13 protein-coding genes and 2 pseudogenes are annotated in these 19,322 nt (G+C 59.3%); 4 read left to right on the plus strand and 11 right to left on the minus strand.

The genetic code is table 11. From position 1 onward, the window contains the following. Nucleotide 1: 1 nt before the first annotated feature. The 3 genes from rsmD to LOC59_RS09315 are packed head-to-tail and all read right to left on the minus strand — an operon-like array spanning nt 2 to nt 3,888. The gene (rsmD, locus tag LOC59_RS09305; RefSeq protein ID WP_227895503.1) at nt 2-592 is read right to left on the minus strand and encodes a 16S rRNA (guanine(966)-N(2))-methyltransferase RsmD; all 591 of its coding nucleotides are present in this window, start codon (nt 590-592) and stop codon (nt 2-4) included. A gap of 38 nt (nt 593-630) precedes the next feature. Then, complete coding sequence (recG, locus tag LOC59_RS09310; RefSeq protein ID WP_229971597.1) at nt 631-2,853, minus strand: ATP-dependent DNA helicase RecG; 2,223 nt, start codon at nt 2,851-2,853, stop codon at nt 631-633. 6 nt (nt 2,854-2,859) lie between these two features. Continuing rightward, nucleotides 2,860-3,888: a DAK2 domain-containing protein gene (locus LOC59_RS09315; protein ID WP_423721574.1), complete on the minus strand. Its 1,029-nt coding sequence runs from the start codon at nt 3,886-3,888 to the stop codon at nt 2,860-2,862. A 174-nt stretch (nt 3,889-4,062) separates the two neighbouring features. Here LOC59_RS09315 and LOC59_RS09320 point away from each other — a divergent pair, with 174 nt between their 5' ends. From LOC59_RS09320 to wecC, 3 genes are all read left to right on the plus strand, one after another. Next, nucleotides 4,063-4,281, plus strand: a complete 219-nt coding sequence (locus LOC59_RS09320) for a hypothetical protein (RefSeq protein ID WP_229971598.1) — start codon at nt 4,063-4,065, stop codon at nt 4,279-4,281. A gap of 106 nt (nt 4,282-4,387) precedes the next feature. Beyond that, nucleotides 4,388-5,530, plus strand: a complete 1,143-nt coding sequence (wecB, locus tag LOC59_RS09325) for a non-hydrolyzing UDP-N-acetylglucosamine 2-epimerase (protein ID WP_269440064.1) — start codon at nt 4,388-4,390, stop codon at nt 5,528-5,530. A gap of 269 nt (nt 5,531-5,799) precedes the next feature. Continuing rightward, on the plus strand, nt 5,800-7,056 hold the full coding sequence (wecC, locus tag LOC59_RS09330; RefSeq protein WP_229971603.1) for a UDP-N-acetyl-D-mannosamine dehydrogenase: 1,257 nt from the start codon (nt 5,800-5,802) through the stop codon (nt 7,054-7,056). A gap of 318 nt (nt 7,057-7,374) precedes the next feature. Here the strand turns inward: wecC and LOC59_RS09335 are convergent. Further along, nucleotides 7,375-7,665: pseudogene (locus tag LOC59_RS09335) on the minus strand (leucine zipper domain-containing protein); the annotation flags it as partial. Nucleotides 7,666-7,869: 204 nt separating this feature from the next. Continuing rightward, complete coding sequence (locus tag LOC59_RS09340; protein WP_229971605.1) at nt 7,870-8,730, minus strand: hypothetical protein; 861 nt, start codon at nt 8,728-8,730, stop codon at nt 7,870-7,872. 93 nt (nt 8,731-8,823) lie between these two features. Here LOC59_RS09340 and LOC59_RS09345 point away from each other — a divergent pair, with 93 nt between their 5' ends. Then, a complete protein-coding gene (locus LOC59_RS09345; protein ID WP_229971607.1) occupies nt 8,824-9,564 on the plus strand; it encodes a DUF6270 domain-containing protein in 741 nt (246 codons plus the stop codon). Between the two features lie 13 nt (nt 9,565-9,577). On the opposite strand, the gene LOC59_RS09350 is transcribed toward LOC59_RS09345, so the two are convergent. The 6 genes and pseudogenes from LOC59_RS09350 to LOC59_RS09380 all read right to left on the minus strand — a co-directional run bounded on the left by LOC59_RS09350 (nt 9,578) and on the right by LOC59_RS09380 (nt 19,064). Next, the gene (locus LOC59_RS09350) at nt 9,578-10,036 is read right to left on the minus strand and encodes a transposase (protein ID WP_442860580.1); all 459 of its coding nucleotides are present in this window, start codon (nt 10,034-10,036) and stop codon (nt 9,578-9,580) included. Next, a pseudogene (locus tag LOC59_RS16860) lies at nt 10,014-11,301 on the minus strand (ISL3 family transposase). The gene LOC59_RS09350 and the pseudogene LOC59_RS16860 overlap by 23 nt, the downstream one beginning before the upstream one ends. Nucleotides 11,302-11,800: 499 nt before the next feature. After that, nucleotides 11,801-14,350 carry a glycosyltransferase family protein gene (locus LOC59_RS09365; RefSeq protein WP_229971613.1) on the minus strand — a complete coding sequence of 850 codons (2,550 nt, stop codon included), beginning with the start codon at nt 14,348-14,350 and terminating at the stop codon, nt 11,801-11,803. Further along, nucleotides 14,351-16,012 (minus strand): glycosyltransferase family protein, encoded by a 1,662-nt coding sequence (locus LOC59_RS09370; RefSeq protein WP_229971614.1) that lies wholly within the window; start codon nt 16,010-16,012, stop codon nt 14,351-14,353. Beyond that, a complete protein-coding gene (locus tag LOC59_RS09375; protein WP_229971616.1) occupies nt 16,009-16,962 on the minus strand; it encodes a hypothetical protein in 954 nt (317 codons plus the stop codon). The genes LOC59_RS09370 and LOC59_RS09375 overlap by 4 nt, the downstream gene beginning before the upstream one ends. 476 nt (nt 16,963-17,438) lie before the next feature. Then, the gene (locus tag LOC59_RS09380) at nt 17,439-19,064 is read right to left on the minus strand and encodes a glycosyltransferase family protein (protein ID WP_331460433.1); all 1,626 of its coding nucleotides are present in this window, start codon (nt 19,062-19,064) and stop codon (nt 17,439-17,441) included. Nucleotides 19,065-19,322: the final 258 nt, after the last annotated feature.

Genomic DNA, 19,322 nt, shown 5'->3' on the forward strand with positions numbered 1-19,322 from the left:
ATCAGGAGTCCTTTTCTTCCGGCTCCCCCGCGGGCTCGGCGAACCACAGTGTTGTCTCGCCGTAAACCCTTTCACTGAAGCGCTCCAGGCCGGCAGGCCAGGACGGTTCCGGGGAACGGGTGGAGCGTTCCACGACGACGACGGCACCGTCGGCAAGGTGGCTTTCCAGCGTTTTGAGGACGCCAGCGAGGCCTTCTTCGTCCAGGGTGTAGGGCGGGTCCAGGAAGACCAGGTCCCATTTCAGGGCTTCCGGCACCCGCAGCAGGTACGTCTCCACTTTGGCCCGGTGCACACGGACGGCTTCGCGGCCCAGGACCTTGTTGACCAGGGCGGCATTGCGGTGGCAGACGGCGGCTGCCTTTTCGGCGAGTTCCACCAGGTCCACCCGGGCTGCGCCCCTGCTCGCGCTTTCGACGCCGAGGGAGCCCGATCCGGCAAACAGGTCCAGGACGTAGGCGCCGGAGAGGATTTCGTAGGACTCCAGCCTCGAGAAGAGCGCTTCCTTGACGCGGTCCGTGGTGGGGCGGGTTCCTGATCCCGGAACGCTGGAAAGGGGGGATCCGCCGGCGGCCCCGGCAATGATGCGGCTCATGGGTTCCACTCTAGCCAGCCGGAGCGTTGGGCCCGGAATCAGCCTCTTTCGAGGAAGGCTTCCTTCTCCGGGTTGAGGTAGGCCTCGATGGCCTCGTTCAGGGCCGGATGTTCCAGCAGGTCCGGATCCTCACCCACCAGGCCGTAGGCATCGGTACGCGCCTTCTCGATGAGCGGCTCATCCTGGATGGCCCGCAGCAGCTTCAGGGTGGACCGGCCTCCGGACTGCGAGGCGCCCAGGATGTCGCCTTCGCGGCGCAGCTCCAGGTCGCGGCGGGAGAGCTCGAAGCCGTCGGTCGTGGCTGCGACGGCGTCCAGCCGCTCCCGGCTGGGGTGCCCTGCCTCCAGGTTCGTCACCAGCAGGCAGGTGCCGGGAAGGCCGCCTCGGCCCACCCGGCCGCGCAGCTGGTGCAGCTGGGAGATTCCGAAGCGTTCGGCGTCGAGAATCACCATCATGGTGGCGTTGTGCACGTCCACACCCACCTCGATGACGGTGGTGGAGACCAGCAGGTCCGTCTCCCCCCGGTTGAAGGCGTCCATGGCTGCTGACTTGTCGGCCGGGTCCATCCGGCCGTGCAGCATGCCCAGACGAATCCCGGCAAGGACAGGCAGTTCCTGCAGCCGTTCCACCACCTCCGTGACAGCGGCCAGCGGCCGCTGGTTCCGCTGGGCTGTCTGCCGGGGAGCATCTTCGACGGGGGCCAGTTCCGTGCCGGGCTCTTCGTCCTGGTCCCCGATTTTGGGGCAGACCACGTAGACCTGGCGCCCGGCGTCGACCTCCTCCCGTGCCCGGGCCCAGATCCGCGGTCCCCAGGCCGGCTTGTCCGCCAGGGGTGCCAGGTAGGTGGAGATCGGGGCCCGTCCGGCCGGAAGTTCGTCAAGAGTGGAGACATCCAGGTCGCCGAACACCGTCATGGCAACGGTTCGGGGTATGGGCGTCGCTGTCATCACGAGCAGGTGGGGCGTGCCGTTGCGGCCCTTGGTCCGCAGGATGTCGCGCTGTTCAACGCCGAAGCGGTGCTGTTCGTCCACCACCACCAGGCCCAGGTCCGCGAACTGCACGTTCTCGGAGAGCAGGGCGTGGGTTCCGATGACAATCCCGGCCTCGCCGGACGCTGCGTCCAGAAGGGCAGCTTTGCGCTGGGAGGCGGACATGGAGCCGGTCAGCAGGGTGACCCGGGTTCCGAGTTCGCTGCCGCCAAGCATGCCGCCCTCCGCCAGCGGACCCAGGGTCCGGGTGATGGAGGCGTAGTGCTGGGCGGCGAGAACTTCGGTCGGCGCCAGGAGGGCTGCCTGTCCCCCGGCGTCGATGACCTGGAGCATGGCGCGCAGGGCCACCAGGGTCTTGCCGGAGCCGACTTCTCCTTGGAGCAAACGGTTCATGGGGTGCGGCTTGGCAAGGTCGGCGGCCAGTTCGCCGCCGATGCGGGACTGGCCCGCCGTGAGGGTGAACGGCAGTGCGGCATCGAAGGATTCCAGGAGCCCTCCTTCCGCCGGAGGGCGCGCTGTCGCGTCCTGCCGGGCGGTTTGGGCATGGCGGCGTGCCAGTGCGGTTTGGAGGACCAGCGCTTCCTGGTAGCGGAAGCGGTGCCTGGCTTTGTACGCCTGTTCAATTTCCGCGGGCCGGTGAATCGCTTCGAAAGCCGCCGGCAGCGCCATCAGCTTCTCCCTGGCTCGGATGGCCTGCGGAACCGGATCACCCAGGCGATCGGCCTGGAGACTGTCGAGCAGCACATCGATGGTCTTTTTGATGTCCCAGCTGGTGAGCTTCGCCGTTGCCGGGTAGACCGGGATGGGCCGGCGGGCCTCTTCCTCGTCGTCGGCTTCGTCGCCCAGCAGAACGTAGTTGGGGTTGGTCAACGTTAGCTGGCCCTTGTACACGCCCACCTTGCCCGAGAACATCGCCCTCGTTCCCACCTGCAGCTCTTTCTGGGCGTTGTAGCCGTTGAAGAAGGTGAGGTGCAGCAGGCCCAGGGACCCGTCGGCGTCGTCCGTGACTGTGATCTCCACGATCATGCCCTTGCGCGTCTGCATGCGCCGCGAGTTGTTCGACTGCACCCGCGCCACAAGGGTCACTTCTTCGTCGAAGGGTATCTCCGAAATACGGGTCAGCTCGCCGCGTTCAAGATAGCGGCGGGGAAAGTGGAAGAGCAGCTCCCCCACGGTCGTGATGCCGAGCTGCTTCTCGATCTTGTCCGCAGACTTCTTGCCGATCCGGCGGTCGAGCGGATAGTCGAGTTCGCCGGGGATCCTGTCCTGCATGGAGGCTTAGGCTTCGCGGGCCAGACCGCCGCCGGCGGTGGCACCGGGGACGGGAACCTGCGGGATTTCGCTGGTCTGGTGCCCGTCGGCGGAGAGCTCGGTAATCGTGACGTTGGTTGGTTCCCCAACAGTGCGCAGAAGCTCCAGCGCTGCCCCGGCGTCCGGCGTGTGCACATGGACGCGCCAGCGGTACCCGTCCCCAACCGGGCTGACGGCACTCATGATGACGGACTCCCCCAGTTCGTCCAGCTGCAGCCTCATGGTGGCGGCGTCGAGCGGGGAAAGGATGATGGTGCACATAACTTCCACGCCCTCCAGCTGGGGCTGGGTGCTGTGGATGTGCGGGTCCTGGACGTCATAGCCGTGCAGGCCGTCGAGGAGCTCGCCCTGCAGTTCCTCGCCGAGGGCTGCGGCGCGGAGCGCGTCCAGCACCAGCAGGAAGCCGACGCCGCCGGCGTCCACCACGCGGGCATCGGTGAGCGTTTTCAGCTGCTCTTCAGTGCGGATGACGGCTGCAAGCGCGGCTGTCATCACCGCCCGCAGCGTCTCGGCCAGCCCGGCGTTGGAATCGTCCCCGCTCTGGGCGGCTTCAACGCGGGAAGCGGCCCGGGCTGCTTCCTCCAGGACTGAGAGCATGGTCCCGGGTACGGGATCGCTGAGCACGGACCAGGAACGCAGCTGTGCCCTTTCCAGAGCCCTGGCCAGCAGCGGAGCTGAAAGCCGGGTGTCGCCCGCCAGCGGCTCGGCCATCGCGGTGAGGAAGACCGATAGCAGGGTTCCGGAATTTCCCCGCGCCTGTTCCATGGCGGAGCGGCCTGCCACTGAGAGCAGTTCGCCGATGTCCTGGGTCTCAAGTTCCGCGGCCGCAGCGGAAGCGGCCCTCATGGTGAGGTACAGGTTGGTGCCTGTGTCGCCGTCGGCCACGGGGAAGATGTTGATGGCGTTCAGCCGGTCGCTGTGGTTTCCCAGCGAGATTTCTGCCTTGCTCAACCATCGCTTCAGCGCCTGCGCGTTGGCGGTGATCTTAGTCTGCAAAGTAGTCCCGTTCCTTGCTGATGCTCATGCTGCTGCTCCGGAGGGTTTGCGCCTGGTGCACTGTTAGTCCTCCAAGGCACCGCTGACCCGAAGCAGCCTGTCCTCAAGGAAGCCTACCGCAGGGCCCTGACAGCGGCCGAGAACGCAGGGTGAATCTGTGCGAAAGTGGTGCCCATGGGTAAACGGCTGCATATGGAGGCCGCGGCTGCGCGGCACATGGGTTCCTGGAACGCCGGGGTGGCTGGAGAAGACGGTACCGTCCGGCCGTCGGGTGCCGTGAGAGCGGAGCCGGCACGCTCGTATCGGCGGAAGCGCGCCGTTGTGATCGCCCTGTCGGTCCTGGTTTCCACGTCGGTTCCGGCCCTGATAGTCCTGCTGGTGCTTTTCGGCTAGACCCCGTTCGAAAGCTGCCTTAACCCAGGAAATCCGCAAAGCGGATAGAATCAGCGGACTACGCACACACTCGCACGAACCATGGGGTACCGTTTTGCCACTTATTATGCCTATCTACGGCACTCGTCCTGAAGCCATCAAAATGGCGCCAATTGTGGCTGCGCTGCATGAATCCACCACGCTGGAGCAGTTCACCACAGTCACCGGCCAGCACCGGTCCATGCTCGACCAGGTGAACGGCCTCTTCGGAATTGTTCCGGACCACGACCTCAATATTTTCTCTCCGGGACAGACCCTTAACGGCATTCTGACGAAGACTATTGACGGCCTGGACAAGCTCTTCAGCGTCAGCCGTCCCGATGCGGTTGTGGTTCAGGGCGACACTACGACGTCCACTGCCGGCGCCATCGCTGCGTTCTATCACAGCATTCCCGTCGTCCATGTTGAAGCGGGCCTGCGCAGCGGCGATCTCTTCTCACCATTCCCGGAGGAAGCCAACCGCAAAATGACGTCCCAAATTGCCAGCCTGCATCTGGCGCCCACCACCACAAGCCGGGACAACCTGCTCAAAGAGAACATTCCCGCCTCGGACATTGTTGTTACCGGCAATACGGTCATTGATGCCCTGTTCATGACCGTTGACAAGAAGGTTCCGTTCTCCGATCCCGCACTTGAAAAGCTGGCGCAGGACGGCGGACGCATCCTGCTGGTCACCACGCACCGCCGCGAAAACCAGGGTGAGGCCATGCGCGGCGTCGGCCGGGCACTGGCCAGGATCGCCGATGCAGAGCCGGACCTCACCATCGTTGTTCCGCTTCACAAGAACCCGGTGGTCCGGGCAGCTGTGATGCCCTTTATCGAAGGAAAGGAAAACGTCCTCGTGGTGGAGCCCCTTGCCTACGGTGAATTCACCCGGATGCTGGCGATGTCCCATGTAGTCCTCACTGACTCCGGCGGAGTCCAGGAAGAAGCACCCAGCTTGGGTAAGCCGGTGCTCGTTATGCGGGAAAACACCGAGCGCCCGGAAGCCGTTGTCGCCGGCACGGTCAAGCTGATCGGCACCGACGAAGACAGGATCGTCGCCGAAGTTGACCAGCTGCTGAACGACCAAGCACATTTCGATTCCATGGCCAATGCTGTGAACCCCTACGGCGACGGAAAGGCTGCTTCCCGTACCGTGGCCGCTATAGAACAATTGTTGGGCACAGGACATCGGCAGGCCGATTTTTCATTCGTGCAGGAACGATAGCTAGCAGGGTACAAAGGTTGATGGTCTGTACGGTTTCGACTATCGGGCGGGGTTGGAGCCTGGAAAGCGCCAACGTCCCCGGGAGCCCCATATCAGGCAGACGGGTTCAAAGGTGATTCACGATCCCCCTCCTGCCCCACCCAGCAGGTTGCATCCCGAGTATGAGGTGAAGCACCGCACTGAGCGCTTTACGGACGAAACTGTCGGCATCGGACGAAGTGGTTCTTTACTCCCAAAGAATAGAAGCTTTTTGAAAAGAGGATTTGAAGTTGACATCTATTGAGACTGTCGCGGTCATCGGGCTGGGCTACATAGGCTTGCCCACCGCAGCCATTCTTGCAACGAACGGCATCAACGTAATCGGCGTTGATGTCAATGAGAACACGGTGGATGCTGTAAACCGAGGCGAAGTCCCCTTCGTCGAGCCAGACTTGGGCTTCCATGTTGCTGAGGCCGTGAATAAGGGGTATCTGAAAGCCACCACCGACACACCTACAGCGCAGGCCTATATAGTGGCCGTTCCTACTCCGTTCCACGAGGACCGTTCTGCCGATTTGAGCTACATCGAAGCGGCGGCCCGTGGAATAGCGCCGAAGCTGCAGGGCGGCGAGCTCGTGATCCTTGAATCGACGTCCCCGCCTCGGGCGACCCGCCACATGGCCGACGTCATCTTGGCGCTGCGCCCTGATTTGTCCCTCGACGGCACTGACGGCACTGCGGTAATTCACTTCGCGCACTGTCCGGAACGCGTACTGCCGGGCAGGGTCATGATTGAACTTGTCACCAATGACCGCGTCGTGGGGGGTATTACTGCAGATGCTGCAGTAATGGCCAAAGAGCTTTATTCCGTCTTCTGTCGGGGAGAAATCCTTCTTACGGATGACGTAACGGCTGAAATGGCTAAGCTCGTGGAAAACTCATACCGGGACGTAAATATAGCCTTTGCGAACGAGCTGTCCGTCATCAGCAACCGGCTCGGTATTGACGTGTGGGAACTGATTCGCTTGGCAAACCATCACCCTCGTGTGAACATCCTTCAGCCCGGGCCTGGCGTAGGGGGCCACTGCATCGCAGTGGATCCCTGGTTCATCGTCGGCGCAGATCCAGAGAACGCAAGACTCATCAGAACTGCGCGAGAGGTGAACGACGCGAAGCCTGAGTGGGTGCTCGAGCAGATTCTCAATGCACTCGAGAAGTCTGGCCCCGACGCCGAAGTCGCCGTGCTTGGACTGGCTTTTAAGGCCAATATCGACGACCTGCGCGAATCACCTGCGATCGAGATCACCAAAAGCCTGCAAAAGGCCCTTGGCGGACGCCGCATCAATGTAGTTGAACCACACATCGATGTGCTTCCACCAAGCCTCCAAGCGCTTGACCAGATTTCACTGACCGAACTCGATGATGCCATGCGTCGGTCCAAAGTGGTTGCACTGTTGGTCGATCATGATCACTTTAAGAATTTGAACTTCGATCTTACGGATATGGACGTGGTCGACACGCGGGGTATTTGGTCGTCGGATAAGTAAATTATAGGTCCCGGCTGAGGAACCGATCCCGTGGCGTTGCACCCGGCGGGAATGCACCCGGGTGCTGATAACCGCGCAGGACGGGCAGCCGGTCTCCGCGGTGGCCTCGATATTGATCTGACGCAGTCCGCACGCGAGTATCACCGTGCCGGTGACGCGGTAGTCGGGCAGATTGAAAAGGGTGGTGGCAGCATCGGGGCACGGGGAAGTAGGCTCGATCAAGGCTCGTAGCCCTGCTGTGATGAATGCGTAGAGAACATCCATCACAGCAGGGCTACGAGCCCTTCAGCTTTCAAGACACGGAACCTGTTTCACCATCAACCGCGAAGAGCCGGTAATCCGGTGTGGTCCCAGCGTCGTGTCAACCGGAGGCGATGATCCGCCGCTCCGTGCGGGCAGCGGTCCGGTGTGGGCTGCGGCGGGGCCTGGAGGACATATCAGCCATGCCGTCCTGGGCCAGGACTAGGTACCTGTCCGCTCATTTTTTCGCCGTTGCGGGCGAGCACCGAAACCGTTCCGCGGCCGGCGCAGTGTCCAGCCTTGCTTAACGACAACGCGGGCAAGTTCTAGCCTGCCCTTGGGTGTCAGCTCAGGGTTGGCATGGGTAATGAAGGACACTAGGGCCTCCCTGGCATCGAGATGAGTGTGGTAACCCAAATCGATACCGGAGGCCCTCGCCGTTTACATCACGCCACGCTGTTCACAACCTCGGTGGGAACTACACCTAGAGCTCGAGAAGCGCGCGTCCAGGGAAGCCGCTACGCCTAGATGAACGAGACGGTCTTCAACCAATCTTTAATCTTCAACCCATCTTCAATTGGGTGCGGATGGCGTGGGGGCGACTGGGCGGGCGGTGAAATGAGAAAGTGACTCATCCCAGTTACCTTCACCTAGGTTGTGAAGGATGTCACTTAGGAGTTGCTTGGGGGGTGCGGCATGCCCCACTCCCCAGTCCCCCTGCAACACCCGGACATCGTTTGCCGGATGGAGTCGCTCCATGAACGGACCGAAATGTTCTCGAATATGCGAGTCATCGCTTCGGTTTTGCATATATAGGACCGTATTGGGCACGATAGCCGAATATAGTTCTGTGACGTCTGTCGTCAGGCTGTGCGGGACATGGACGGGAAAGCAAGTGGCGAAGAACTTCTCAACCGCATCCGGGTGATAGCGACGAATGTCCGTCTGTGGATTCGCCACAACGGCAATTGAACCAGGGAACTGCGCTGAGTAGTACAGAGAGGCGAAACCACCACCAGACGCCCCGAAGAAGACCAACCGACTGCTCCCGTGGGAGTTAGACACCTTGGCAACAACGTCTTCGATAATTCCCTGCAGGCGCTGGCCGGTGCTCCCCGCGAACCAAGCCAAGTTGAGGGTCTCATCGAGGGCAAGGCTCGGATCGGAGATGAATACACGATTCACGGGAGCGTCTGCCGAAATACCAAGGCCTGTTATGACAGGCAGAGTGTACAACGGCTCAATCGCGGCGTGGAAAAAAACAACTGTCGTTTCGTACCCACGGTAGTTGTTCAACACCACTAATGGTGTTTCACCATCGGCGATGATGTGGTAACCGTTCGCCAACGTTGCAGACTCAAGGAACCTAGACAGCGTGCGATGGTCGGTAACCATGTGCACAGATCGATCGATTGCATATTCACGTCGCACCATTCATGGCAGCATACACGCAGACCTCGGCGGGAGCCCAAATATTCTTATCCCACGCATGCCGAAGCAAGAACTGGGCGCGGTTAGACTGAGGGCATGCCAAAAATATTCATCCATGGAAGCTGTGTCTCCAGGGACACCACCCCCTACCTCGGCGAGGGGTGGGAGATTGTGGCCTACGTAGCCCGCCAAGGAATGATAAGTGCCGCAAATGCGCCAGCGCATCTTAGTCACGAAAGTCACCTGACATCGCCATTCCAGCAGACATGCCTTATGAACGACCTGCAGTCGTCGCTGTTCGGGGCGATTGCAGAGCATGCCGATGAGACGGGCATCGTCGTGGTGGACCTTGTAGACGAGCGCCTTGGAGTCTTCGGTCTGGGGGAAGGTGCGTTCGCCACACATACATGGGAATTAGATGAGAGCAGGCTGCTCCATTACCTTCCGGAGATGCCCCCGCACTTCGCATTCGGAACAGATGAACATTTCGAGCTGTGGAAACCTGCGGCATTAAAAGTCATGCAGCGCTTCTCTAATGCAGGTCTGCCTGTCATCGTATTGGCTCCGGAATGGGCCGAAGAATCAGACGGCGGAAAGACGGACTTGATATACCGCCAGCTCCCAGTATCCGAGTACAACACGCAATACTCGCGGTACTACGATTACTTGGAAGTCTCCGGTGTTGAGGTGTTTCGACTTGGTCAGGAAACCGTCAAGGCTGCCGAAGGTCACCGATGGGGGCTGGCGCCGTTCCACTACGTCGACGAGGTGTACGAAATCATGCAGAACGCCATAAAAGAGGCTTTCTCGAAGCATGCGTTAGTAAGCCGCCACTAGGCGGACGAACCTCTCACCCACGCCGGGCTGAACTGTCCCGGGAATTATGCCGCCTGTTGTTGGAGGGGTCGCCGGATAATGGGCCGGTTTGTAGGTCATAATAGGTCTGCTCGTATTCCTCTGGCGTCTGGTGATCCAGAGCGGAATGCAGGCGTTCGCTGTTGTACCAGTGAGCCCATTCGAAGACCATTTCCATCACGTCGGTTTCGGTCCTCAATGCCCCGCTGCGGAACGGTGAATCCTTCGCGACAGCCTCGTTCTTGAACAGCCCCATCACGGTCTCGGCAGCTGCATTGTCATAAGCATCACCGACGCTGCCAATTGACGACTGCAGCCCCTCCACGGCCAGGGTTTCCGTATAACGGATCGACGTGTATTGGCTTCCCGCGTCGCTGTGGAGGATTAGCGGCTCTTCGCGGTTCGTGGTGAATGTTCTGCCCGACGGGTGTTCATGCCACTGTTCTAGCGGCACTGCGCAAAAGGATACATGCTTTGTAGTTGCCTGCGTTGGTGAATCCCCGGCCTGTCCTTTTGATGTGTTTGATCGCGGTGTTGTTGGCTTCGACTTTCGCGGTGGTTGCCCCGGTGACGATGAGGACTTCGATTTCTTTCCACCACCGGCAAACCGTCCGCCAGAGGCGGGTCGTCTCGGGCTGGCCAGCTTTTTCGACAAGGAGTTGCAGCCGGTCTTTCGCGGCGGCCGCGTCGGCGAGGGAACCGGTGGCCAGCAATGTCCGCAGTTGTTCCTTGACCTGCCAGGCTGCCTGCAGCGTCCCTGTGGCATCATCGGTAGCAAACACCGTGTCCAGCCGGTTCCGGGCCCGGTCCGAGAGCGTATCACCGGCGCGCAGGAGCAGCCGCCGGTTGGCCCAGACCGGGTCGATGGATCGTCCCCGCCGCCCGGGGGCCTGCTGGGTGAGGCGCTGGCGGACTTCGGTGAGCATGTCGTTGCTGAGCTTGACCAGGTGGAACGCGTCGACTGAGACAGCGGTGCGTGGAAGCCACATCCGCAGTGCTTTGCGGAACGCCGCGGAAGGGTCGATCGCTACGACCTGCACGCCCAGACGCCACGCCAGCGGCCGGGCGAACAGCCAGTCTCCGACCCCTTCGCTGTCCCGGCCATCCACGCCCCCAGGACTTGCCCGGTATCAAGATCGACGATGGTAGTCATCCACGGCTCAAAGCGTCTCCAGGCTTTGGTGACCGGGTCACGGAAGAACCGCACAGACCGGTAGCGGTGCTCATCGATGCCGAGCATCCGCGGGGCCAGAGCATCAACATCAGGCAGGGTCAGCGCCGCGGAGTCCAGAGCGCGCTGAACCAGCCACCACGAGACACCGAACGCCGCCGCTGCTTCCGCCGCTGCCCGCCCGGATCCGATCACAGCTGCTACCAGTGCGTCGCGGAGCCGGCCTGTGGCCCGTGCCCGGCGAGGGACTTGGATGGTTTCCTCGGTGAATGTCTGCCGCGGGCACAGGTACTCATCGCAGAAAAATCTCCGTTTCGTCCAGAGCACTTCAACAGGGCCGGCGACAGGGATATCGCGCAGGCGTTGCACCCGGCGGGAATGCACCCGATGCTGATAACCGCGCAGGACGGGCAGCCGGTCTCCGCGGTGGCCGCGATATTGATCTGACGCAGTCCGCACGCGAGTATCACCGTGCCGGTGACGCGGTAGTCGGGCAGATTGAAAAGGGTGGTGGCAGCACCGGGGCACGGGGAAGTAGGCTCGATCAAGGCTCGTAGCTCCTGAGTTGATGAATGCGTAGAGAACATCCATCACAGCAGGGCTACGAGCCCCTCAGCTTTCAAGACACGGAACCTGTTTCACCATCAACCGCGAAGAGCCGGCAAAGACGGCTGGGCAAACTCACGCCCATCGAATATGAAACAATCAACCGCACCGCGCTCTTAGCGGCCTAAGACCCCGAGTCAACAAAAGTCGGGGCAGTCCCGTCTGAGCGATCGGGTTGCTCAAGCAAAGGCCGGCACGGTCTAGGTCCGGCGGCAACCATCCGAGCAACTACCTCTTACTAAGAACCCACTTTCATATGACCAGAGCCTTCGTCACCTGGGCCGCAGGGATCCTAGACGACTCAAACAAACTGGCAAGGCGAGCATCATCGTACTGAAGGGCGTCCAACGGTTACCGCCGCCGGGCAGCTGCTAATTGGCTACAACCAACCAAGAACACGCGAGCATTAGATCCATTTGTTCTCCGCCTGCCCCGCTTATTCTAATTTTCTATCAAGGTGTAGTGCTGAGCCGTTGCAGATCCGCTGAAAACTGCGAGGCTGTTCTGCGCCCTTCCAGCACGCCAGCTTGTGGCCAAAATACACCCTTGGTAGCCTGACGCTGGATCAGCGTCTCCCGTCGACTTTGTACTGAATCGAATTTTACCGCCGACGCGGTCTTTCGGAAAATGGAACTCTGCGATCGATTTCTGACCGTCGTACTGAATACTTTCAGTTACGGTGTCGCCGGTGGCTAGCGCCGTCACGTCGAACCGTAGGCGACCTCTAAATTCTTCCGCAAAGGAATGCTGGACCTCAATTCTAAGTACAGTATATGACTCTCGGGCCGGAGCAGCATAGACATCGACTGAGCTGTTGCATGCCAAGATCAAATCGGATCCCGGCGTCATTTCAAGACGTGCTGATTCTTCGGCTACGCCAGCTTCGGTGATTGGCGACATCAGCGTATTCAGAATCTGTTTAAGGCGCCGTTCTGCCAGGAGCTCGGTTGTGGCCAGTTTGCGCGCTGCAGTCACTAGCTCTTCCGCCTCGCCGCCTTTAGAGGCAGCGAGTCTAGCCACCTTTCGGTTCAGCTCACCCGCCTCACGAACGCAGAGAACCTCAACTCCAGGCTTTCCGAGTTGCATAGGCCCGATTCCCCGAGGTGTAACCACCAGTGCTCCCGATGCCAGAGCGAAGGGCAACAGTTCAGAGGGGAGCGGTCCCGGCCTGCTGGCATCGTGAGCGGCCAAAATCACTGCCACGTTCAAGGCCTCGGCAAGTCTTGGCAACGATGTGAGTTCCTTCGGCGACTCTTCGATGACTACCCTTCCACCGCCCAGGCTATCGAAGTCCTTGAAGGCAGGAGCCTGCTGGTCCAGATGAAGAGCACGACGGGCGACACGCACGGGCTCATACCGCCGTTTCTCCATAAGAGATGTAAGCGTGATGAACGCCTGGTCGACCATGGCTGGAACGTGTTTCACATTGCTTAGTCCATGACTCTGAGCAGCTGCAGCCAGGTCAGGATTATTGACGCATACAAGGTCTGCGCGCGCCGAAAGACGCTCTAGTTTTGAGTCAACAATATTGAACGACGCACCGACTACACAAAGCTTGATGCCCATTTTCGTCAGCGCATCAGCGCCCGACTGAGTGAGTCCAAAATCGATGCCAGTAACAAAGATCACGTCTGGCGTTGAGGCCTTAGATTTCTGAAGCTTACTGGTGTTTAGAACATATTTAAACTCGTCGTCTGGGTCGGGGGCTAGCATCGGAGCATTCCAGGCGTCGCATTCAGTTACTTCGTGTCCGATAGCTCGCATGGCTCGAGATATGACCGCTGCTGAAGAGGTGACACGCTGAAAGCCAGTTCCGATAACCATGATATTCATGGTTTGCTCCGGCGGAACTCTAGAGGTGTCGCCTATTACCGTGGACTCAGCGGTTTCGATTCTGGTGTTGTCCGGTGCGGCCCCTAGGATCTTTGCATGATCCTCTGCAGCCGGAACAAACTGGAGGAACCAGTCCGCGCGATCAACCGCACTTAGTGAACGCCAAGAGTCGTCGACCAGCAGGGACTCGATGGCCATGACCCGCGCTGCAGCTGAATAGTTGTCAAGGAACCGCTGATGAGTTCTCACGCTCAGGTCAGCAAGATCCGGGGCATGCGCCACATATTGGATGGCTTCGTCTAATTCCCCCATGGAATTGACAGTGATGATTTCGGGGAATGACTGCAAATCCTGCGGGGTAGGCACGAGGGAGATTATCGGGAGCCCCATTGCTGCATACTGAATTACGCGGCTTGGATATTGAAAGAATCCGAGCCGATCCAGCCCTGGAAACCAAGTCTCGAGTCCGTAATGGTCCTTAAAAAACTGAGGAATATTGATCGCAACTGCTGAACGCGCACCGGCCTGGACAACTTCCTGATCACTGTCCAGGAAGCCACCCCACAGGTTGAAGTAGTCCGTGGCTACGCTTCCGTGGATGCGGACACTGGAGCGCAGAGATCCGAGATCGAAGTAACGATTTCGACGGACCGTGTCGTGAACATTGCCAAGAAATAACGCGTCCGTCTCACGGTATTCACGACCAAAGACGTAGGGAAAGGAAATTTGGTCGGTCCAGAAGGGAATATTTACCCCCGTCGGTCGTCCGAACTGTTCCTCGTAGAACCGCAGGACCCGCTCGGTGCCGCAATGTAAAACAACGTCGTACTCGTCGAGAACTGGGCCGTAGGATAAGTCCCAGAGGACCGGATCATCTGAAAGCCACACGACGAGTTTGGCCCCGCTAGATTTAGCACGCCGCAGCAGATCGTATGGCAGGCTTGCCGGACGGAAAACAAAAATTACATCCGGTTCCCATGCCAATAATTCATCCAGATGCACACTAAGTTTGTGGATCTCCTTTTTGCTGCTTGCAAACTTAAAACCGTGGCCAATCTTGCCGGTATTGTAAACATTGTGGCCCGCAGCCTGCATAGCCCGTTCAAGCGAAGAAGCAACGTGTGTTTCAACGATTCCATCGTAAATGCCAAATCTCATCTAGATTGTCCATTCCCCTGAAGTGGCCCCGTTTGCCCATCGGATGTTAAATCGGTCCGTCAACGTGACCGGACTGTCGACGGAGACCTCGCCTCCCTCTGCGGCAAGGCCCAAGGCCACTAGCTCTGCCCATGCGGAACCGCGCGCGGCAAGCCATGCTCCGCTGATCAATTCAGTTGCCTCCGTGTCTTCCGGCCAACCGTACGTTGAGTACGCGGAGTCAGGCTTCGGGTCTGACATGGTTACCCCCTTGGCCACCACCGGAGTAGAAGCGTAGTGCTTCAGATAAAGCCAGAGGTCTTCCAAGTAATGTGGTCCGTAATTGAGACTCTCGGTGAGGAAGGCCACATAAGCGCTGGAGGGCAAAACTGTGCGCTCTGCTCCTGCCGCATCTGTGACACTAACTGAGAGCTCCAGGCCTGCGTCTCTTAGCAGTCCTTTTGCCATAGCTTGGGACATTATTCCTGGATCGGCGATTATTGTTACGCCATCTACGTCGACGCCCACTTGACTAGCGAGATCCCGAATCAGGCCGCGGATTCCCTCTAAGTGCTTTCCGGCCAGAATGACATAAATCTTTTCCTCGGAGGGGACCGACGGGAGTCCAATTGTTTCAGCTATTTGCTGCAGCCGATGACTGTAAAGGTGACGTTTAGCGGTCTCGCGCCAAGCCAGATGCGCAGACCGCTCACGGAAGAGGTTGTCGCGAACGAGTAAAGTCAATACGTCCCTGGCCTCGATCTGAGAGGCCACGGTAAACACCTCCTGCGGCGAATACGCGCTAGCGATCGCGGGACTGTAGGCACTGACGGTTGAGGTCTTGCAACTGCTGAGCTCAAACACGCGCCGAGCGCACATACTTTTTGACTGCGGCACCGAATTGACGTTGAGGAATACCTTGTATTTACGGTAGGCGCGTATCATTGCAGAATAAGGTAACGAATCTACGACGTTCCCAGCGTAGCGTTCGGGGAATGCGTAATTTGGGTCACCGTTAAGCATCCTAGAATAGATACTGAAGCCCAGTTGCTGGGCCGCGGGAAATAATATGTCCATCTGTTCACGGCGTTCCTTAAACTTATGGGCAAAATACTGTCCGGCAAAGGCGATGTTCCCGCCGCGGAATCCTTCAACCTGCAATGGGGAATGAATGTGGGGCTGCGCGGCGAACTGGAGGACTCCTATGTTGCTATGGCCAGCAGCGGCGGCGTAGTGGTCAACCAAAGACTCTTCGGTGGTAAATACGTAGTCGAACTCTCTAGCTGCGCCAAGAAAATCCTCGAAATGGGGGGGATCCTCTTTGTTCCAGAAGACCGTTGGGATTTCTCGCTTACGACATTCCGCGATGAGGTTGTAGAGAGTTTGTTTCGGGCCAGTTGGGCTAGTTATCTGGTATAGCCATGACCCGCTGTTACCGTTCCACGCTGACTCAACAAAAACGTACTCTGGTTTCAAAGCGTCCAATGCGAAAGCGATGTCCTGCGGTGCGGCCGGGAAGAAGCGCAGATCCGGCGCAAAACACTCACGGGAAAATTCGTCAAGAACACCAACGACAGAACGCTTATTTGGATCAGCCGGCGGTACAGAATACGTAAGAAACCGTTTTGGGTCGCCGCCAAGGAGCGACCGTAGCGCCAACGTGATGGTGGTATTCTCGATCAACGTGCAGCTCGTTTCAAGTTTCGGGTGTAAGGGTCGCGGGAATCAATCTTTACAACAAAGTCGTCGCACTGAGTCATTACTGCATGGGCCGCGCGAGCCGCCAGACCCTGTCGAGAATCAAGGACAATCAATTCCGTCTCCTCTCGCAGCCAATGCCAATAGTGGTCCGGGATTGCGGTCATAATCTCTTGGTGAGACTCGGATGCTCCAAAGTCAACGACCATAATGTCGACAGCGATAGCTGGGAGGCCGCCCATCGAAGATGCAGGCAATGGCGCGTGATCCAATACAAATGACAGATGATCGAGTCTGTGCAATTTTTCCGCCACGAAAGCCTCGAAATTTTCCCGTTCGCTGGCTGCGAGGAAACCCAAATATGCCCGGCCGGGAGTTGGCAGCTGCCCTAGCAGTTTTTCGTAAACCCAAGAAGCGGTGGCTGCCGTGCCAACAAACAGGACCGTCTGTCCTTCCCTAAGCCGAGAAAGAGCAGGCGGAAGTGCCACTGCCGTCGGGGTCTGTGGCGCCTCCCCCAGTAAACGTTCATGCAGGCACCACCATTGCTGGAAGTCATGAACACGTCCGATTGACTCCAAGATAGGGCTGTCACTAGCAATGGCCACACTGCCACGTGCATCCGGGTGTGAATTCGGAAGACCGCGTGTACTTGAAGAAAGCAACGCTGTTAATTCGGACAACGATCCTTCTATACGAGCGACCGATGAATTCAAACCTTTGTTTGATTGACGCCCCCTCGTCGCGGATATTTTGGCAGACAGCCTACTCCGGTGAACATTCTCCGCGATGAGAAGGTTGATAATAATCAATCCTCCGGCGGTGCCCGCCAGGGCCAAAGCCCAGAGGTCAAATAAGGCCATTAGGGATGAGACCCCGGCTACAAGGCCTGCTGCCAGCGCCACTTGGCCGCGGCGCGTGGTAGTAAAGAATTGCATTCATCGTCCTAGAATCGGCATAGGTGGAAGCCTCAAACCACTCCTCCCCTAGGAGCAACTGAGATTAGCTAGGCGAATTCCTTGATTCACTCTTCCCATGCCCAGCAACTCGCTCAAAGCAGTGATCGTCAGCTCTGCAGCCTTGCAGTGACCGTTGCATACATGGTGTTGTCCCGCATCATGGAGCTGCAGGCTGGCCCGTCTTACTGAAGTCATCCTGACTCGGCACCCACAATTTGTGTAAATTGTAGCACAGGAAGGGAAGCGTCGTAGCTCAACAACTTCGACAAAAACATTGTTCGTAGCATAATTGCTGGGATTTTAACTTCACGAGGTTTGGCAATGCGCCGGCGAACACTAGACAGCTCCCTTCCTATACCTGCTATGCCGACAGAGATTTTATATATGACGTCAATGGCTAGCGCGACACGTTATCAGGAGGATCAGGACTGCAAGCAGGTAAGGTCAGTCCCATGCTAAATATCTGTGTGAGCGCTCGGGCTCCCGAAAAATTTTAGATCTCCACCGGCCAGTAGTTCGGCGTCAGCAATTTGCCAGGTGTGCCCGGCGGGTGACCGGATTTGGTAGTAGTTAAACCGGTCCGCCGAATAGATCCTCAGCCCGCCCGCTGCCGCATTCCTGAGGAAGCCGGTGTCTTCACCGATCCCGACCTCAGGAAAGGGATTTGCCAGGGCAATGCTGCGCTGCGTCGTGATGGTTGGACCCATCACAAAGTCCGTGAACCGGTGCTCGCGCGGGCCGTTGCGAAGCACCGTTGCGCCGGATCCGGCCAGATGCACGTAATGTGCCTGCTTGCCCACCACGTCGGCGCCGGAATAGTCCAGGGCAAAGAGCTGGTCGCTGAGGTACTGCGGTCCATAGTGGTCGTCATCGTCTACCTTGGCCACCACGTCCCCGTCTGCTGCCTGGATGCATCTGTTCAGGCACTCTCCCAGGGACACGTCCCGGCCCGCAGTCAACAGCTGGATTCGGTCTAGGCCCGATTCGGCTTTCAGGTCCTTCAGCACCGCCGCGTCAAGCTCAAAACCATGTGTGAGGAGCACCAGCTCCACATCCACGCCAGTTTGGGAAGCAAGGGTTCGGAAGACGCTCTCTAACTGGTGCGGACGGATGGTTGGGACCAACGCAGAAACCGTTGGCCTTCGCAGCGGACGGCTGTGATGCGGTGCCGCAGCGGCGAGCACCGTCTCCGCCCGATGTGCGTAAGTGTGCTCGGCCCAGATTCTCCGCTGGGCCAGATGGACGGTGCGGTCGTTCAGTTCCGGGTTGCGAACCAAAGACTTGACCAGGAGTGAGGCTTCAGCGCGGTCATGGGCCACGGGCACCTCCGCAGTGGAGAAGAACGCGGTGACGGCGGCGCTGGGCGTGCTTACTACGGGCGTTCCTGCCGCACTAATCTCGAAGATGCGCCGGGCACACATGCTGGGCGAATCGACCACGGAGTTCACATTGAGAAAAACCTTGTAGGCCTTATATGCAGAGAGCATCTGAGCGTAGCTCAGCGACCCGACTACGCGCGAGTCCAGGGGCCGCGGAAACTGGTAGTTCTCGCCGGCACCGAGCTTGCGGGAAAAGATCTCCAGCCCGAGGGGCAGCGAGCGGGAAGCGTCCAACGCGCCTCCCAGCAGCAGGTCCATTTGTGCCCGGCGTTCGGGATATTTGTGTTCAAAGAACATTCCGGCGAAGGCGATATCCCGTGCGTGCCGGCCGTACCTGGGCCTAACAGGGTTGTGGATTGCAGGCTGGGCCGCGAATGGCAGAACCGCGACGTTCGAATGACCAAGGTCCCGCTGGTAGTGCTCAACCCGGCGCTCGTCGGACGTGAAAACAAAGTCAAACAGTCTCGCCGCCGGCAGGAAGTCCTCGTAATGAGGCGGGTCTTCCTTGTTCCAAAAGACAGTCGGTATGCCGTTGGCGCGACACCAGGACACCAGCTCGAGCAGCGGTTTCGCGGGCCCTTCGGGGCCGCCAATCTTCCCGCGCCAGAGGCGGTTGTTCCCCGCCCACGCCGACTCAACGAAGACCATGTCGACCTTGGAATCCTGCAGCTGATTCTGCCAATCCGCAGGATCCAGTGCCACCGTATTCCACTCGCAAGAGAAGGCCTGCGCTGAAAACTCATCCAGGATGACCGCCACTGTAAGGTCGTTCCGCCGCGGCGGACGGCTGACCGGCGCCGCTGCTGGGAAAGAGAGCCGACGTCCGGCGCCTCGTCCAATCCACCCGGCTTCAATTCCCCGGGTATTGGTCGGGTCTGCAAACCCCAGTTCTGCCCGACGGCGTATCTGCCATTCGCGCAGCTGGGCAGGTCCTCCGGACCGAAGGTGCCAGAGCCCGGT

This window comes from Arthrobacter sp. zg-Y916 (genome assembly GCF_020907385.1).
Lineage (GTDB): Bacteria > Actinomycetota > Actinomycetes > Actinomycetales > Micrococcaceae > Arthrobacter_B > Arthrobacter_B caoxuetaonis.

Coding starts and splice junctions, on each gene's coding strand:
- LOC59_RS09375 (WP_229971616.1), bottom strand. CDS start 16,962: ATGCAATTCTTTACTACCACGCGCCGCGGCCAAGTGGCGCTGGCAGCA.
- rsmD (WP_227895503.1), bottom strand. CDS start 592: ATGAGCCGCATCATTGCCGGGGCCGCCGGCGGATCCCCCCTTTCCAGC.
- wecB (WP_269440064.1), top strand. CDS start 4,388: ATGCCTATCTACGGCACTCGTCCTGAAGCCATCAAAATGGCGCCAATT.
- LOC59_RS09365 (WP_229971613.1), bottom strand. CDS start 14,350: ATGAGATTTGGCATTTACGATGGAATCGTTGAAACACACGTTGCTTCT.
- recG (WP_229971597.1), bottom strand. CDS start 2,853: ATGCAGGACAGGATCCCCGGCGAACTCGACTATCCGCTCGACCGCCGG.
- LOC59_RS09320 (WP_229971598.1), top strand. CDS start 4,063: ATGGGTAAACGGCTGCATATGGAGGCCGCGGCTGCGCGGCACATGGGT.
- LOC59_RS09340 (WP_229971605.1), bottom strand. CDS start 8,730: ATGGTGCGACGTGAATATGCAATCGATCGATCTGTGCACATGGTTACC.
- LOC59_RS09345 (WP_229971607.1), top strand. CDS start 8,824: ATGCCAAAAATATTCATCCATGGAAGCTGTGTCTCCAGGGACACCACC.